This is a genomic window from Streptomyces sp. NPDC008001, from assembly GCF_042958085.1.
Taxonomy (GTDB): domain Bacteria; phylum Actinomycetota; class Actinomycetes; order Streptomycetales; family Streptomycetaceae; genus Streptomyces.
This window is the reverse complement of the sequence record NZ_JBIBIZ010000003.1, coordinates 539182-556033: the sequence shown is the minus strand read 5'-3', so window position 1 is coordinate 556033 and position 16852 is coordinate 539182. Positions and strand designations below refer to the sequence as shown.

General features: G+C 72.3%; 16 protein-coding genes and 1 pseudogene. 10 read left to right on the top strand and 7 right to left on the bottom strand.

The annotated features are described in order from the left end of the window. Positions 1-62: 62 nt before the first annotated feature. Positions 63-617, bottom strand: a pseudogene (locus ACFZCD_RS10875) (TerD family protein); the annotation flags it as partial. Between the two features lie 169 nt (positions 618-786). Here ACFZCD_RS10875 and ACFZCD_RS10870 point away from each other — a divergent pair. Next, positions 787-1362, top strand: coding sequence for a TerD family protein (locus ACFZCD_RS10870; protein ID WP_391829481.1), 576 nt, complete (start codon positions 787-789; stop codon positions 1360-1362). Here the strand turns inward: ACFZCD_RS10870 and ACFZCD_RS10865 are convergent. Beyond that, the gene (locus ACFZCD_RS10865) at positions 1311-2531 is read right to left on the bottom strand and encodes a glycosyl hydrolase family 18 protein (protein WP_391829480.1); all 1221 of its coding nucleotides are present in this window, start codon (positions 2529-2531) and stop codon (positions 1311-1313) included. The genes ACFZCD_RS10870 and ACFZCD_RS10865 overlap by 52 nt on opposite strands. Before the next feature lie 196 nt (positions 2532-2727). On the opposite strand from ACFZCD_RS10865, the gene ACFZCD_RS10860 reads away from it, so the two are divergent. Then, complete coding sequence (locus ACFZCD_RS10860) at positions 2728-4077, top strand: cytochrome P450 (protein ID WP_391829479.1); 1350 nt, start codon at positions 2728-2730, stop codon at positions 4075-4077. Between the two features lie 55 nt (positions 4078-4132). Here the strand turns inward: ACFZCD_RS10860 and ACFZCD_RS10855 are convergent, their stop codons facing one another. The 4 genes from ACFZCD_RS10855 to ACFZCD_RS10840 all read right to left on the bottom strand — a co-directional run bounded on the left by ACFZCD_RS10855 (position 4133) and on the right by ACFZCD_RS10840 (position 6494). Further along, entirely contained in the window at positions 4133-4672 is a 540-nt protein-coding gene (locus tag ACFZCD_RS10855; protein WP_391829478.1) for an alpha/beta fold hydrolase, read from the bottom strand. Further along, complete coding sequence (locus ACFZCD_RS10850) at positions 4639-4995, bottom strand: alpha/beta fold hydrolase (protein ID WP_391829477.1); 357 nt, start codon at positions 4993-4995, stop codon at positions 4639-4641. The genes ACFZCD_RS10855 and ACFZCD_RS10850 overlap by 34 nt, the downstream gene beginning before the upstream one ends. 62 nt (positions 4996-5057) lie before the next feature. After that, positions 5058-5492 carry an ester cyclase gene (locus tag ACFZCD_RS10845; RefSeq protein WP_391829476.1) on the bottom strand — a complete coding sequence of 145 codons (435 nt, stop codon included), beginning with the start codon at positions 5490-5492 and terminating at the stop codon, positions 5058-5060. Between the two features lie 87 nt (positions 5493-5579). Continuing rightward, positions 5580-6494 (bottom strand): LysR family transcriptional regulator, encoded by a 915-nt coding sequence (locus ACFZCD_RS10840; protein ID WP_391829475.1) that lies wholly within the window; start codon positions 6492-6494, stop codon positions 5580-5582. 228 nt (positions 6495-6722) lie between these two features. Between ACFZCD_RS10840 and ACFZCD_RS10835 the strand changes: the two genes are divergently transcribed. From ACFZCD_RS10835 to ACFZCD_RS10800, 8 genes are all read left to right on the top strand, one after another. Then, positions 6723-7127 (top strand): hypothetical protein, encoded by a 405-nt coding sequence (locus tag ACFZCD_RS10835; protein ID WP_391829474.1) that lies wholly within the window; start codon positions 6723-6725, stop codon positions 7125-7127. A 97-nt stretch (positions 7128-7224) separates the two neighbouring features. Further along, a complete protein-coding gene (locus ACFZCD_RS10830; RefSeq protein ID WP_391829473.1) occupies positions 7225-9054 on the top strand; it encodes a hypothetical protein in 1830 nt (609 codons plus the stop codon). Positions 9055-9496: 442 nt separating this feature from the next. Beyond that, positions 9497-11533 (top strand): RICIN domain-containing protein, encoded by a 2037-nt coding sequence (locus ACFZCD_RS10825; protein WP_391829472.1) that lies wholly within the window; start codon positions 9497-9499, stop codon positions 11531-11533. Between the two features lie 5 nt (positions 11534-11538). Then, the gene (locus tag ACFZCD_RS10820; protein ID WP_391829471.1) at positions 11539-12150 is read left to right on the top strand and encodes a hypothetical protein; all 612 of its coding nucleotides are present in this window, start codon (positions 11539-11541) and stop codon (positions 12148-12150) included. 83 nt (positions 12151-12233) lie between these two features. Next, on the top strand, positions 12234-13073 hold the full coding sequence (locus ACFZCD_RS10815) for a papain-like cysteine protease family protein (protein ID WP_391829470.1): 840 nt from the start codon (positions 12234-12236) through the stop codon (positions 13071-13073). Between the two features lie 14 nt (positions 13074-13087). Then, positions 13088-14029, top strand: coding sequence for a hypothetical protein (locus ACFZCD_RS10810; protein ID WP_391829469.1), 942 nt, complete (start codon positions 13088-13090; stop codon positions 14027-14029). A 296-nt stretch (positions 14030-14325) separates the two neighbouring features. Next, on the top strand, positions 14326-14490 hold the full coding sequence (locus ACFZCD_RS10805) for a CsbD family protein (RefSeq protein ID WP_391829468.1): 165 nt from the start codon (positions 14326-14328) through the stop codon (positions 14488-14490). 150 nt (positions 14491-14640) lie between these two features. Beyond that, positions 14641-16104, top strand: coding sequence for an aminotransferase class I/II-fold pyridoxal phosphate-dependent enzyme (locus tag ACFZCD_RS10800; protein WP_391829467.1), 1464 nt, complete (start codon positions 14641-14643; stop codon positions 16102-16104). Between the two features lie 88 nt (positions 16105-16192). On the opposite strand, the gene ACFZCD_RS10795 is transcribed toward ACFZCD_RS10800, so the two are convergent. Beyond that, on the bottom strand, positions 16193-16780 hold the full coding sequence (locus tag ACFZCD_RS10795; protein WP_391829466.1) for a hemerythrin domain-containing protein: 588 nt from the start codon (positions 16778-16780) through the stop codon (positions 16193-16195). Positions 16781-16852: the final 72 nt, after the last annotated feature.

Genomic DNA, 16852 nt, shown 5'->3' with positions numbered 1-16852 from the left:
GATGAGGTGACGGCGGCCGGGGCGGAAGTAGAGACGGCGGCCGGGGCGGAAGTGGAGGTAGCGACGTCGACGCCGTAGTCGGAGGCGATGCCCGCCAGGCCGGAGGCGTATCCCTGTCCCACGGCCCGGAACTTCCACTCGGCGCCGTGGCGGTAGAGCTCTCCGAAAACCATCGCGGTCTCGTCCCCGGCGTGCGCGGCCCCGAGGTCGTAACGGGCCAGTTCGGCGCCGCTCCGCCGGTCGGTCACGCGGATGTGGGCGCTGCGGACGTCCCGGAAGCCCTGGCCGCGGGCCGCGGCGTCGTAGAGGGAGACCGGGAAGACGATCTTCGCGACATCCGCGGGGACCCGGTCGAGGTCGACGTGGATCTGCTCGACGTCGGCGCCGGAGCCGGTGGTGCCGGAGTGGCGGACGGAACCGTCGGGGCTGGTCAGGTTGTTGAAGAAGACGAAATGCCGGTCGGAGAGCACTTTCCCGGCCGCGTTGCACAGCAACGCCGAGGCATCCGGATCGCATCCGGGACCCGTCTGCCAGCCCACCCCGATCGTGACTGCGGTCAGGCCCGGGGCCTGTCTGCTCAGCGAGACGTTGCCGCCCTTGGTCAGGGGCACACCCATCTCCACTCCCTTCACAACTCCCCCGGCGCCCCTCGTTCAGCGCGAAGGCGCGCCCGGTCGTGCCATCACTCGACACAGAGACTTTAATACTTGCGCAAGCAGGGAACTGTATCGGCCGGCCCGGCGTTACCCGGTTCGAGCACAGCTTGAACGATCATTGGAGGATGCAGTGGCAGTGACCCTGTCCAAGGGTGGCAACGTCTCTCTGAGCAAGGAGGCGCCGGGCCTGACCGCCGTCACGGTCGGCCTGGGCTGGGACGTGCGGACCACGACGGGCGCGGACTACGACCTGGACGCCTCCGCGCTGCTGTGCGACGCGGCCGGGAAGGTGCTCTCGGACCAGCACTTCGTCTTCTTCAACAACCTGACCAGCCCCGAGGGCTCGGTCGTGCACTCCGGTGACAACCTCACCGGCGGGGGTGACGGCGACGACGAGCAGATCCAGGTGAACCTCGCCGCGGTCCCGGCCGAGGTCGCGAAGGTCGTCTTCCCCGTGTCCATCTACGAGGCGGAGCAGCGCGGACAGAGTTTCGGCCAGGTGCGCAACGCGTTCATCCGCGTCGTCAACCAGGCCGACGGCCGGGAGATCGCCCGCTACGACCTGAGCGAGGACGCCTCCACCGAGACGGCCATGGTCTTCGGCGAGCTCTACCGCCACGGCCCGGAGTGGAAGTTCCGCGCCATCGGGCAGGGCTACGCGTCCGGTCTGCGCAGCATCGCCCAGGACTTCGGCGTCAACGTCTGACGCCCTCGGCCATGCCGATGCGCCGCAGGCGGTGCCGGATTCCGGCCGGGCCGGGTCTCGGCCGGCGTCGGCGCCTGCCTGCGGCCACGACCCTTCGCGGGCGGTGAGCCGGCGAGTGTGGGCCATAGCCGGGGGTCCTCGAAGTCCAGTGCCCACAGTGCGGTGTTCTCGACTCCGTACTTGCGCAGGACGGGCAGGTGGGCCGCGATCCCCCGCGCGTCCTGGTACCAGACCTCGCGCTGCCGGCCGTCCTCGGTGTAGGTGAAGTGCGGCGTCCTCGATGCGGGGTCGAGCGCGTAGGGAGCGCCGACGCGCTGCCGCAGCGCCTCGGCCTCGCGGGACGTGCGGTGGGTGGCGCGGGCGGGGTCGCCCACGCGGTGGTCCCAGCCGTAGGCGGGGATGCCCATCTCGATTTTCCGCGGGGGTACGAGCGCGGTCGCGTAGCGCAGGATGTCGTCGTACCACGCGGGGCTGGACAGCGGGCCGGGCGGGTCCAGGGCGTTGTGCAGGTTGTAGCCCATGATCCGCAGACGGTCGAGGGTGCGGCCCAGGTGCGCGTAGTCGTAGACGGGTCCTTCGTCGCGGTTCGCCGTACGGGGGAAGACGGCGGCCGTGCATTCCTTGTGCAGGGCGTGCAGGCGGCCGCACACCTCGGTGACCAGGGAGTTGAAGCCCGTACGCACCTGCCGGACGACCGCCGGGGCGGCGCCGGTTTCGTTCATCTTCTCGTAGTCGAGGTCGAGCCCGTCGTACGGGCGGCCGGTCGCCAGGCGCACCAGGGTTTCGACGTGCACCGCGCGGGACTCCGGATCGCCCGTCAGGCGTGCCATGCCGGCCGCGTCCAGGCTTTCGGTGACGGTCGGCACGACCTTGATCCCGGCGTGGTGCAGCCCGTCGACCACGGCCCGGTCGCCGGCGCCGTCGTGTTCCTCGATGCGGTCGGCGGCGGTGGCCTCGTACCAGAAGGGGCTGACGGTGCGGAGCTGGTCGGCGTGCGCGAGGGCGTCCCGGTAGGCGCCCGGTTCCCAGAAGGGCAGCCAGGCGGATACGGTGCGCCGCTCCGGGGCCCGGGAGGCGGGCGGCCCGCCGGTCGCCGTTGCGGTGGCGGGCAGCAGCGCGCCGAGGAGGGCGGCCACTCCGGTGAGGGCTGCGGCGTATCTTCGGGCCATCCACTCAGCGTGGTACGGGGGTGCCCGGCGAGCGAGCCGGATGGTCCACTCGGGGAATGCGGTGCCGCACCGCCGCGCGCCTCGGAACCCCAGGCGCTCCCCTCGGAATTCACCCGGAAACCCACCCCGGAACTCGCCCCGCGCACCGATATGATCCGTGGCCATGTCGCCGTCCCTGCCGTCAGAAGAGCCCTTCGTGACCACGGCCGCCGCAGCCCCCGCGCCGCGCCCGCCCGCCGGCCCGGCGGTTCCCGCAGACCCTCCCGAACTCGCGGCCGAAGACCTCCGGCGGTGGCAGCGGAGCGGCGGCGAACTGATCGACCTGTTGCACATGGCGCACGCGCTCGGCCCCGTCAGCCTGCTCCGGCTGGGATCGAACCCGACCGTGCTCCTCACCGACCCCGCGGGAATCCAGCACGTCCTGGCCCTCAACCCGGACCGCTACCCCAAGAGGTCGCACCGTGCCCGGGCGCTCCTCGGCGACGGTGTCCTCACGGCGGGCGGCGAACTCTGGAAGCGCCAACGTCGCCTTCTGCAAAGCCACTTCACGGGCCAGGGGATCCGCCGTTTCACATCGGTCATGCACGATGCGGCGCGTCAGCTCGCCACGCGGTGGAGCCACAGCGCCGACAGCGGGCAGACCCGTGACATCACGGCCGACATGCGCTTCTACGCCCTCGACGTCATCTGGCGCACCCTCACCGGCCACGGCGCCACCGCCGACACCCTCCGCGTGCTCGGCGCCCTGGACGTCATCCTCACCGCGCTGCCCCTCCTGCCCCCTCCCGACGGCCACCAGCCGGACCTCGGCGTCCACCTCGCCACCATCCACGGCATCGTCGATGCGGCCATCGCCGAAGCGCGCGCCACGCCCGACCCGCCCGGTGGTCCCGCGCTCCTGCATTCCCTGATCCACGCCGCGGACGACCAGGCCTGGCCCGGCAACCTCATTCGCGACGAGGTGATGACCCTCCTCGTCGCCGGGCAGGAGACCACCGCCAACACGCTCGTCTGGCTGCACCTGCTGCTCGGCCGGCACCCGGAGGAACGCACCCGCGCCCTCGCGGCGGGCCCGGCGGGCAGCGACGGCCGCAACCGCGCCTTCCAGGCCCTGGTCAGCGAAACCCTGCGCCTGTACCCGGTGGCCTGGCTCCTCCCCCGCCACGCCACCGAGGACGACGTCGTCGCCGGCCACCGGGTGCGAGCCGGCACCACCGTGCTCGCCTGTCCCTACCTCACCCACCGCGACCCCGCCGTGTGGCCCGAACCGGACCGTTTCCTCCCCCACCGCTTCACCACCGGCCACCACCGCCCCACCCAGCCGGGCGCCTACTACCCCTTCGGCCTCGGCCCGCGCGCCTGCCTCGGCGCCCAGTTCGCACTCCGCGAAGCCACCATCCTCCTGGAGCACCTCCTCCCCTCTTACGCCGCCGTCCCCGACACCCCGCCGACCGACGCGGCCTTCGGCATCACCGTCTCCCCCGCCACCACCGTCCACGCCACCATCACGCGGCTCCCGCACGCTTCGCCGACGGAGGGCCGGTAGCGACCACGCCGGCGGAGCGTAAGGCCGCCCACGACGGCTGCACGCTGTCCGTCTTCTATCCCGAGGGCTGACCCCGCCGGTCGAGGAAGGCCGCAACCGTGCGGGCGAAGTACGCGGGGTCGTCGAGCCACGGGTAGTGGCCGGCGCCCGGCTGGACGGCCAGTTCGGCATGGGGGAACAACTCCGCCACGTCAGCGGCCACCCGGGGACGCGGGCCGCCGTCCAGTTCACCTGCGAACACCAGCACCGGCGCCGCCAAGCGGGCAACGGCGGCACGGGCTGCGGCGGGGTCGAAGGCACCGGACGACGCGTAGGCCTCCGCTGCCGCCTCATTGATCTGCTCGGCGTCGGCCGCGGCATGCGCCCGGGCGGCGGCGTCCCAGCGGCCGTAGAAGAACGGGACGGCCGCGTCGAAGTCGGCATCGGTGGCGGAGCCGTCCCAAAGCGATTCGTAGGCGGCGCGTGCCCCCTCGAACCACGGCTCGCCCGCGCGCAACGCGATCACCTCCCGCCGCTGCTCTCCGGTGAAGTCGACACCGAGGGCGCGGGCGCGGGCCGTGATCAGACTGAGGGTACGGACGTGCTGCGGGTACACCGGGCCGCGTAGAGGATGGCCAGGTCACCGCCCGCCGAGTGCGCGAGGATGTCGACGCTGTCCCGTCCGAGGTGTTTCCGGAGGGTCTCGACGTCGTCGACCTGCCGGTCACAGCGGTATGTGGCCGGATCACCGGGGACGGAGGAGTCGCCGGTGCCTCGGAGGTCGAGCATGACCAACTGCCGCCGCCTCGGCAGCCCGCCGAGGTCTCCGAGGTAGGCGGACGCGCGCATCGGCCCGCCGGGCAGGCAGAGCAGCGGCTCGCCTTCCCCCGTGACGTGATAGGCGAGTTCCGTCCCGTCGGCAGTGGTGAGCGTAGGCATGGCGCAATCCTCAACACCGGCTACGGCCGCGGCAATCGGATTACGCAGGGCCGCCCCGCCGTTCAGTCCATCGGTCCGCCGAGTGGTGGCACGACGCCGAGCTGCTGCAGGAAGCGCAGGGTGTCCCTGTCGGACCACTTCTCGGCCAGCTTGCCGTTCTCGATGCGGTGGACGACCGTCGCCGTGATCTCCACCTGGTTGCCCGTGGCGGGGATTCCCGGCAGGTCGCCCTCGTGGACGCCGCGGCACAGCAAGCGCGTGGCGACCTTGTCGCCCTCCGCCACCTGGTCCTGGATCTCGTGCGTGCCCGGCGTCGCCTCCCAGAAGACGTGGAAGATCTGTTTCAGCCCCTCCAGGCCCGGGCCGAAGCCCGGGAAGGGCGGCGGAGAGTGGTCCAGGTAGTCCTCCGCCACGAGCTCGTCGAGGGCGTCCACGTTGCCCTTGTCGATCTCCTCGTAGAAGCGGCGGACCAGTTTCTTGTTGTCTTCGGTGAGCACCTGTGCAGTGTGACGAAGGGCGTCACGTCCCACGGACATGACGCGCCCTGCCTCCGCCGAGGATCACTCCTCCGGCAACCCCGGACGCTATGGCGTGTCCCGGGGCTGGGGCGGACCCGTGAGGTGGGTCCGGGCCGCTTTGCGGAAGGCGGTGACCAGGCGTCTGTGGTCATCGGCGCGGGTGGCGAGCACGACGTGGCCCGGTTCGACGCCTTCCAGGGCGATCGTGACGAGGTCGGGGCGGCGGTTGGTCGTTCTGGCGCCCGCCGGCACGATGGCCACGGCCTGCCCGCTCGCGATGACCTCGTGCTTGTCCTCGACCGTCCCCACCACGGGACCGCCGGGTGCCCGGCGCCCGTCGGGGCGCGGGTCGACGCGCCAGAAGGCGTTCCACATCGGGTCGGGGAGACAGACCATGGGCTCCTCGGCTATGTCGTCGAGCGTGACGGAATCCTTGCCGGCCAGGCGGTGGTCGACGGGCACCATGAGGAGCCGGGGTTCGTCGTGCAGGACCGTCACGTGGAGGTCGTCGGTCGCGAACGGCATCCTGGCCACGGCCGCATCCACCTGGTACTTCAGCAGGGCCGCGCGCGGCTCGTTCCACGCGAGGTACCGCGTGCGCACCTCGGCTTCCGGGTGCCGCCGGCGCAGGTCGCGCACGGCGGGGGTGACGATGAGGCCGGTGGTGTAGCCGATGGTGATGTGGGAGGGCTCGGCGACCGCCCTGGTCCGCGCCACGGCCTGGCCCGCGGACCGCAAGAGCGTCCTCGCGTGCCGGAGAAACGCCTCACCGGCTTCGGTCAGCCGGGTGCCTTGAGGTGTGCGGTCCAGCAGGCGGGCTCCCAACTGTTCTTCCAGGCGGCGGATCTGCCGGCTCAGGGACGGCTGGGCGACGTGCAGGACGTCGGCCGCGCGACCGAAGTGCCGTTGCTCGGCGACCACGGTGAAGTAGCGCACCAGGCGTAAATCCAGATCCGGGGAGGACTCGGACGTCTCAGACATGCTCCGACTGTAATCGTGCAGGAGCGCGCCCGGAGGGCGGCGTCTGAGCTGTAGTGATGCTCATGGGGCATCGGGCGTTCCGGAACAGGTCTTGGACGGCCGGCACTCGGTACCTCCAGGGTGGAGACACCGGCCGGGAAATCCCTTTCGTTCGACTTCGTCGACCAGTCGAGCAGCCGCACATGCACGTGAACGAGACATCCACGTAAACGAGCAAGCGAGGTACTCATGAAACTCATCACCCGAACCGGGATCGCCGCAGTGCTGGCCGCGGGCGCCATCGCCGCGGCAGTCGTCCCCGCCTCCGCCGCCGTTTCCGGGGCCGAGCACACCGCTGTGGCCGGCGCGCACTCCGTGGTGGCCAATCCCAAGACGATCAAGGCCGCCGCGTACAACCAGGCGCGGAGCATCCTGGCGGCCGCGGGCAGCCAGACGGCCGCCAAGTCGCACCCCGTGCACGGGAAGCCCGACGTGCCCGTCAGCTACGGGACCAGCCTCCTGGCCGCCGCCCGGGACGAGTTCCGGCACGCCGACGCCAAGCTTCCGGCGAAGCAGAAGAAGTCCGGCATGTCGATCGCGCACTACAACGCCATTCACAGCGCGGCGAAGACGATGGGCATCACCCACTGGTGACCCGCCGCTAGTGCCTTTAGTGCCTTGACGCACAGGCCCCGCCCCCGGCAACGGGGGCGGGGCCGTGCGCGCTGGTGGCGGGACATAAGGTCCCGCCATGCCGGAGGGAATCGACGACATCGACTGGGCCACGCTGGAACACGCGTACGGGCCCGCTGACGACGTGCCCGGCCTCCTCCGGGCGGCCGGCTCGGCGGACGCCCGGGTGCGGGACGAGGCGCTGGAGGAGCTGTATTCGTCGCTCTGCCATCAGGGGTCGGTGTATCCGGCGACGGCCGCGGCCGTGCCGTTCGTCGCGCGGCTGGCCCTGGACGGCCCCGGTCACCGGCTGCCGCTGCTGTGGCTGCTGCACGGCGCGGCCGACGGAGCGGGGCGCGAAAGCCGGCAGGTGCGCAAGGCGGTGGCCGCGGCGCTTCCGGCGTTGCTGGGCCTGGCGGCCGGCGAGGACGTGTCCGTCCGGCAGGCGCTGGTGGCCATCATCGCCGCCTGCGAGGACGCTTCCCTGCCGCTGCTTCCCCTGCTGCGGGCCAGGCTGGAGGAGGAGACGGACGCCGAGGTACGGGCTGGCCTCGTCACGGCCCTCGGGCTGCTCGACGTCTCGCCGGGCGTCCGCGAGGCACGCAACCGGGCGCTTCTCGCCGATCCGGAACCACTGGTGCGCAGGGCGGCGGTGACGGATCTGCTGCGGACCGCGCCGTTGCCGTTGCCGGCCGCCCTGGTGGAGTCGGCGCTCGACGCGCACGAAGCGGCGGGGTCCACCGACGACACCGGCCCTCCCCCCTGGCCCGACGCGTACCGGCCGCTCACGGACCGGCTGATGGACGACCCGGATGCGGCGCTGCGAGCAGTGGAGCGGGGATTGCCGCTGGCCTGGGAGCTCACGGAGGCGTGGCGCGACCGCGAGCGGCACGTCCTGCCGTGGCTCGCGGCGTCGGCCGCGGACGCGGAGGACCTGTGCCGGGTGGCGAGGGTGGGGGCCGCGCTGGAGGGTGGGAAGCCGGCGCCGCGGCTGGAGCCCCACCTGGGTGCGGAGGACCCTGCCGTGCGGGTGGCGGCGACGCACGCTGCGGTGCGGTTGCGCGTTCCCGGTGCGCTCGGCCTCGTCCTGCGCCTGATGGACGAGCTGCCGGAGGAGGCCGCGGCGCTTCAGCTCACTCCCTTCACCGCGCCGGGCACGGTGGTGCCGGTGGCGGTGGAGGTGTTCGGCGCCGCGGCGGAGCCGGTGGCGCGGCGGGTCGCGGCCCGGCCGCGTGCCGAGTGGCTGGGCGCTCTGCTGCGCTTTCCCGTGCTCGCGGCCGGCTGCGTCGGCGACCTGGTCCGTCTGCTGCCGGCCTCGGCCGGGGTCCTGGCCTCGCTGGGCCCGGCGGCAGGCCCGGTGGCGGAACGAGCGCTGCGCGCCCGGGCGGGGGACGGTGACCTGACGGCGGCGACGGCACTGGCGCGCATCACGGGCGACGCGGGCCCTGCCGTGGCCGCGGTGCAGGCGCTTCCGGATGCCCGGGCGCGGCGCACGGCGGCCGTCCGGGTGGCCGGCGAACTCGGTCCGTCCGCAGGGCCCTTGCTGCCACTGCTGGAGGAACGGCTGGCGGCTCCGAGCCCGGAGGGCCGGGCGGACGCGGCCGCCGCGATCTGGCGCGTCACGGGCCGCACGCACGACACCGCCCCCGTGGTCGCGGGCCGGCTCGCCCGCCGCAGCGGCATGCACGAGCCGCACCTCGGCGCCCTGCGTGCGCTGACGGCGATGCGCCTGCTTCCGGCACCGGCCCGCCCGGCCGTGCAGCACATCGCCTCCTCCCGGCGCCGTGTCGTCTCCGGCTTCCCGTGTGACGGGACGCCGCACCCGGACGTGGCGGCGAGGAGGCTGGCGCGGGAACTGCTGCGGCGGACGCTGCCGGCGTCGCGGGAACTGCCGGGGCCGACCGGCTGAGAACGGGCGGCGGAGATGTACAGCGGCCGCACGGACCGTGCCATAAGCCGTCCTTGGGGTTCCTCCAAGGATTTCCCCGGCAAAGTGATCACGGGGTAACAGTCCTGCCACTCAGCGCCATTGCACACAAGCGGATTACACCCTTCCAAGGTAACGATCTTATTAAGCCTCCACGCAAGAACTGTCCGGGACTTGGAATGGACCATTTGTTTCCACCCGGTAAGGCTCCGCATTTCCCAGCGAGTTGACTGAGGGTAACCTCGATTCCCACGCCACCTATTGGCACATACACCGACTTTCGCGAACCAAGATCAAGACTGTCTGACGCTGCGTCCGGTCTGGCACACTTCCGGCCACCCACCATTCCCCCCACAGGAAATGAGGTACGGCCTTGCCCGGTCGCAGAAGACAGGTACGACAACGGCCGCGAAAACGCGGCCTGTTGATAGCCGCGACGGCCGCCACAGCGGTCGTCCTGGCCGGAAGTGCGGCACTCGGCGGCGTCTTCGACCACGAGTCGCCACGGCCGCAGGCCGTCACCGCCCAGACGGCGGCCGACGGTCCGGCTCCGGCCCCCGCACACGACAAGACACCGGAACCGGTGACCCGAATACCCGACGACGACCGTCCTCACGGCCTCGTCTATCAGGGCCTGGCTCCCGCACCGAAGGGCGACCGCTGCGCCGGCGTCCTGCGGACCACCGACGGCCGGTGCACCCACGGCCCCGACAAACCGCCCCGCGGCGTGAACATCGCCAAGGACACCCCGCCCGTCGTGAAGACGCGCGACGTCGCCGACACCCCCGGGACAACCGGAACCTCCGGCGCAACCGACGACGACAAGCCGTCGGAGAAACCGTCGGAGAAGCCCTCCGGCACCTCCTCCCCCGGCACCCCGGCCTCCGTCGACGCCCGCCAGGCGGGCACCGCCGCCGCCAAGACCCCGCCGGCCGCCCCGAAGCAGCCCGTCGCCGGCGGCAAGAGCGCGGCCTCCGGACAGACGGTGCAGTGCGACGGCGACGGCACCACCGGCAACCGCGTGCAGGTCGTGTACGCGCACGGCCCCGGCAACGACCGGTACGCCGAGTACCTGGCCTCCTTCCGCAAGTGGGCCGCCGACGCCGACACCATCTACTACGCCAGCGCGCAGGAGACCGGCGGCGTACGGCACATACGCTTCGTGACCGGCGCCGACTGCATGCCGTCCGTCCTCAACGTCGAGGTGACGGACTCGGCCCTGTCGGAGTTCAGCGCCCTCAACTCGGCGCTCGCGGCGAAGGGCTTCGACCGGCGGGACCGCAAGTACATGATCTTCGCGGACGCCAAGGTCTACTGCGGCATCGGCACCTTCAACGGCGACGAGCGCCCCGGCGCCGCCAACCTCAGCAACTTCGGCCCGTCCTACGGCCGTACGGACGCCGGATGCTGGAGCGGCTCGACCGCCGCGCACGAGCTCGGGCACAACCTCGGCGCCGTGAACAACAGCGCGCCCAACTCCAGCCGCGCGGCGCACTGCACCGACGAGTGGGACGTCATGTGCTACTCCGACGCGCCGTACTACCCGGCGATGCGCACGATCTGCCCCGATCGCGGCCACGACGAGCGCCTGGACTGCAACCACGACGACTACTTCCACACCAACCCGCAGCCGGGCAGCTACCTGGCCACGCACTGGAACGTCGCGAACAACCAGTTCCTGATGACCGGCAACGGCACGAAGCCCGACCCCGGCCCGACGCCCACGCCCACACCCACGCCGAACCCGACCGGCAGCACCGGTCCGTCGCCGTCGACGGGCCCCGTACCGGTCGTCGGACAGCTGACCTCCGACTCGGCCGTCGTCAGCTGGCCGGCCGCGCCCTCCGCCGCCTGGTACCAACTCCTGCTGAACGGCAGCCACCTGGCGTGGATCCAGCCGAACTCGGCGCGGATCCACAACCTCCGGCCCGACACCGAGTACACGGTGGCCGTCGCCGTCCGTGACGCCGCCGGACACGACTCCCGGGCCGGCCGCGCGGTGAAGTTCCGCACTCCGGCCGTGGGCAGCACCACCAAGACTGGTACGCGCTACACGCTGACCAACGGCTACAGCGGCCTGGCCGCCGAGCTCTGGGGCGGAAAGACCGCGGACGGCACCGTCCTCGTCGGCTCCCAGGCCAACGGCTTCACACCGCAGCAGTGGTACGTCGACGACGCCGGCAGCGGGCACGTGCGCCTGCGCTCGGCCGCGTCCGGCAAGTGCCTGCAGCTCGGCGGCGAGGCGAAGGCCGGCCAGTGGGTCGCACAGCAGCCCTGCTCCGGCAGCGGCGCCCAGCAGTGGCGGCTGGCCAAGGCGGGAGACGGCCTGCGGCTGACGGCCGGGGACGGATCGCTCGCCCTCGGCGTCAGCAAGCGGCCCTACTACGGGGGCCGGCTGCTCGAACTGCAGGACGCGGACGGCTCCGGCTTCCAGCTCTGGACCCTCCAGAAGGCGGCCTGACCTCCATGTCCCCACGCCGCTTCACGGCGTCGTCCGCCGTCGTCCTCGCGGGCCTGCTCGTTCTGGGGCCCGCGGCGACGGCGCACGCCCACGGCGACACCATCCGGCTGACCGTCACGGGCGTCTCCGCCGGCCATCCGGTCACGACGGCCGTGTGGGAGAACGACGGCGACCCCGTCGACGGGAAGGACGAGAAGGTCGCGGGCACCGTCACCGCCACCGGCGCCGACGGGACGACCCTCGGCCCCTGGCGGCTGGTGCCGGTGCCCGGCAAGGCCGGCTCCTTCACCACCGCCGAGGCGCTGCCCGCCGGCCGCTGGACCATCACGGCGCAGACGGCCTTCCCGGCGCTCGGCAGCGCCGAGCCCTCGACCACCGAGGTGACCGCCGCCTCCCTGGCCGGCCCGGCCACGGCGCCGTCCGGTGCACCCGCCGGCCCGCCCGCAGCGGGGCCGTCCGCGGCCCCGGCCGTGGCGAGCGGTGCCGCCGCCGGTTCCGGTTCCGGCGGCGGAACGGGGCCCGGAGCGGTGACGCTCGGCGTCACCGCCTCGGGCGTCGCCCTCGCAGGCGTCCTCGCCGCCCTCCTGCTGCGACGCCGCCGCGCCCGCCGCACCTGACCGGCACCGCGCCGGTACGGCATCCGCACCGCTACGGCATCCGCGCCACTTCGCACCACCTCCGCACTACCGAGGAAACCCCCATGCACAGATTCCGCATATCAGCGCGTAAGAAGGCGCTGCGCTCCACCGTCGTCGCCGCCCTCTCCGGCGGTCTGCTGATGGCCTTCGGGCCCCAGGCCCAGGCCGCCGCCACCGGCACGGTCGTCGGCGGCCAGGGCAACTTCAGCACCGTCAACCAGCGTTCGCAGCCGTCGCTGTCCGCCGGCATCACCGGTACTTCCCGGGTCGGCGACCGCGTCCCGATGGTCTGCCGGACCACGGGTGACGTCGTCGAGAACAACTCCCGCTGGATCTGGTCCGGCGGCTACTACCTCGCCGACGCCTTCATCCGGGAGGACACCGGCAGCCTGCCGGTCTGCTCCACCGCCCGCCCCGCCGGGCAGAAGCTGCTCAACATCGGCATGCAGAAGCAGGTCCGCGACCAGTGGTGCTGGGACGCCTCCGGCCTGACCATCGCCAACTACTGGGGCTACACCAACTACAACCAGTACGACTTCTGCCGTCTGGCGTCCCAGGGCAACAGCGGCCTGGACTGCAACAACCGGCCCGCCACGCTCGGCGACATGGCCAACGGCCTCGCCAACATGGGCTTCCGCGACAGCGGCCGCGACATCTACCGCGCGTCCTTCGGCGAGACGCAGACCGAGATCGCCAACGGGCGCCCGTTCGCCGTCCGCATCGGCTGGACCTCCGGCGGCGGCCACATGAACGTCATTTACGGCTACGACAGCAACAGCAACATGATCGCGGTCGGCGATCCCTGGCCGAGCACCCAGACCTACACGTGGTGGGACTACTCCACCTACGCCGGAAACAACTCCTTCCGGTGGACCCACTCGCGTACCGGCATCCACGCCTGAGGAGACCGCCGACCATGGACCAGAACCACACCACCCACGGAACCGGACGCACCAAGCGCACGACCGGACGCACCGCCGCCCTCCTGATCGCCACCGCTGCCGCGGCCGCCCTGTCGGCGGCGGGCCCGGCGCAGGCAGCCGGTGGTCCCACCGCTCCCCCTGCTCCCGCCCCCTCCGACTACGCCGCTGCCCAGCAGGTCCTCGGCTCCGACCAGGTCCACTCCACCGTGTCCCGGTTCCTGACGGCCGCCGCCCGGCAGGGCCAGGCCCCGGCGCCGGGCGCCGGGGCGGACGGCGGCACGGCGGGGGGCAGGCGCGGAGTCGTGCAGCAGCCCGCCGCCGCGCCCCGCTTCGACCTCCGGAAGCCGGTGCCGCTGTACGAGCTCGCCCCCGAGTTCGTGGCCGGCAAGGCCCGGCCCACCGCGGGCACGGCACTGCGGATGTCGTACCTCGCCTCCCGCGTGTCGGCCGCCGACGGCCACCAGGCCGCCGTCTTCCTGATGCCCAAGCCCGGAGGCAGCGGCTCCTGGCAAGTGGCCGGCATCCGCGACGGCGAGGCGGACATCAGCGCCGCCGAGCGCGGTGACGACCGGACGCACACGTTCCTGGAGCCGCAGATCCACGCCTGGTACCGGCTGACCGGTGCGGGTGCGGTGGAGCCCCTCAACAAGGAGGCCTCCACGGCCCTGCAGGGCAAGCAGAGCATCACGCTCGCGGCGTACCAGCAGCTCGTCACCAAGCGTTACGGCGACAAGCTGCCCGGCTCGTCCTACGACCGCAAGGGCCTGGCCGGCGGCTACGCCCAGCCCGGGGACGAGCCCGAGACCCTCGCCGCACAGCGGAACGACGCCGCGACCGTCTCCGGCCCGTGGCTCCCCGCCGCCCTGGGCACGACGGCCGTCGCGGCCTCGGGCGCGGCGGTGGTGGCCCTGCGGCGCCGGCGCTCCGCGGCCTGACGCCGCCCGCCCGCGGCCCGGCCCGCCCCGAACGGGGTGGGCCGGGCCCGGCCATGCTCAGGTTTGCCCGGGAGTGCAGCGGACATGCGGAGGATTACTCACCCGGCGGGCCGGGCGCCGCCCGGATTACGGTTCCGGAATACGGCTTCGGATGTGCGGTCCGGAATATGGATTTCGCCGCTTCGGAGCTTCGGAGTTCGGAGCTGAAATCCTCGGGAGTGGTGCACGCACAGTTGCGACCGGCCCGGTGCGGGTTGATGGTGGACTGGTTGTCCCAACAGGGAGAAAGGAACATCATGAGCAAGGCTCAGGGCAAGGCCAAGCAGGTCAAGGGTCAGATGAAGGAAACCACCGGCCGGGTCACCGGGAACCGGAAGTCTCAGGTCGAGGGCCGCGCGGAAAAGGTCGAAGGAAAAATCGAGGAGGCCGCCGAGAAGGCCCGTAAGAACCGGGACCGCTAGTCTCCCCTGCCTTTCGCCGCGGGGGACGGGTCATGCTGCGTGGTCCGGGCGGCCGGCGCGAGCGCCGGCGATGCACGACCGCATCCTCGATGGACGAGGCCGAGCCCCCCGCTTGAGGCTCACAGCCGTTTCGAGGAGGCGGAGGCCTTCATGGATCATGTGCACGCCCCCGTGCTGGAGGCGCTCGCCCGGTACCGGGCGGAGAGGCAGACGCCGTTCACCCCTCCCGGGCACAAACAGGGCCGCGGGGCCGACCCCAGCGTCCTGGACGTGCTCGGCGAGGCGGTGTTCCACGGCGATGTCCTGGCCACCAGCGGTCTCGACGACCGCAAGAGCTCCCACGACGTGCTGGAGCGGGCCGAGGCCCTCATGGCGGACGCCGTGGGAGCCGAGCACACGTTCTTCTCGACCTGCGGCAGCTCGCTGTCGGTCAAGGCCGCGATGCTGGCGGTCGCCGGACCCCACGAGGAGCTGCTCGTCGGCCGGGACGCCCACAAGTCGGTGGTCGCCGGGCTGATTCTCTCCGGGATGCGCCCCGTGTGGGTGGATCCCCAGTGGGACGGCGAACTGCACCTGGCGCACCCGCCGTCCGCCCGTGCCTACGAGGACGCCTTCGAACGGCACCCGGACGCCAAGGGCGCCCTGGTCACCAGCCCCACCCCCTACGGGACCTGCGCCGACGTGGCGGGGATCGCGGAGGCCTGCCACCGGCGGGACCGGCCTCTCATCGTGGACGAGGCGTGGGGAGCGCACCTCCCCTTCCACCCGGACCTGCCGGCCTGGGCCATGGACGCCGGGGCCGACGTCTGCGTCACCTCGGTGCACAAGATGGGCTCCGGGCTCGAACAGGGCTCCGTCTTCCACCTGCAGGGCGAGCGGGTCGCCGCGGAGAAGCTCAGCACCTGCGCGGACCTGCTCGGCACCACCAGCCCCTCCGTGCTCCTCTACGCGGCGCTCGACGGGTGGCGCCGCCAGATGGCCCTGCACGGCAAGGACCTCTACGACCGTGCTCTCGCCCTCGCGGGCGACGTGCGCGACCGCATCGAGGCCGTCGACGGCCTGCACGTCCACGGCCGCGCGGACTTCTGCGGTCCCGGCCTCGCGGCCGACCTCGATCCCCTCCAGGTGATCATCGACATCTCCCCCCTCGGCACCACGGGTTACCGGGCCGCCGACTGGCTGCGCGCACACCACCAGGTGAACCTGCACGTGTGCGACCACCGCCGCATCAGCGCCCAGCTGACCCACGCCGACGACGAGGGAACCACCGGGGCCCTGACCCGCGCCTTGGAGGACCTGGTCCGGAACGCGGCCTCCCTGCGGCCCGCCCGCACCGTTGCCGTACCGGATCCGCCCGAACTGCGCCTGGAGCAGGTGATGCTGCCCCGGGACGCGTTCTTCGGCCCGGTCGAGCACGTGCCCCGGGACGAGGCGGACGGGCGGATCGCGGCCGAGATGCTCACCCCGTACCCGCCGGGGATTCCCGCGGTGTTGCCGGGTGAGCGCCTCAACGCAGCGGTCCTGCGGTACCTGCGGACGGGCGTGGAGGCCGGCATGGTCGTCCCCGATGCCGCCGATCCTTCGCTGGACCACGTCAAGGTCGTCCTGGAATAGGCCGGTCGCTCAAAGCAAGCGGGGCAAGGCAAAGGGGCTGCCCCTCACCCGTTGCCGGGTGAGGGCCAGCCCCTCTTGTGGCCTCCGGTCAGGACCGGGAGGACGCTTCCTTGATGGCGTCCTTGGCGCGGTCGACCAGCGACGCGAGCGGGCCCACGCTCCACTGCGCGACCGGATTGCCCGCCGCCCCGGGGTGCGGGTGGGTCGGTGCGATGCGCTCCGCGGCGCGCAGCATGGTGCCCATGTGGCGGAGCTGCGCCTCGTCCCGCCCCTCGCGCAGGGCGGGGAACTCCTCGCGTTCCTCGTGCTCGGCGTGGCTCAGGACCGCGCGTTCGAGCTCGCGCAGGCGGGCGTCGAAGCCCTCGCTCGCGACGTCCATCTTCTCCAGCTCGCCGAGCACCCGGTTCGCCTCCGCTTCCTCACGGTTGCGGGCATCCGTTTCGCCCTTGCCCACGGTGTTCCGGGCGACCGGCCGCACCACCATCTCCTCGCCGGTCTCGTGCACCGCCAGCAGGGCCCTGAGCTCGTCGAACGCCTGCTTCTTGTGTTCTCCTCGCGCCGTCTTCACATCGCCGAACAGCTCCTGGATCCGTGCGTGCTGCTCCAGCAGGATCGCGACGACGTCGCCCTCGGGCAGGCGGGCGGCCCGGTCGCGAAGCGTCTTCACACCAGTCATGCGTCTTCACTCCTTCGGTAGGTCCCGGCAGGTCCTGAAGGTCACGTGACCGCGTGTCCGTACCGCGACGCG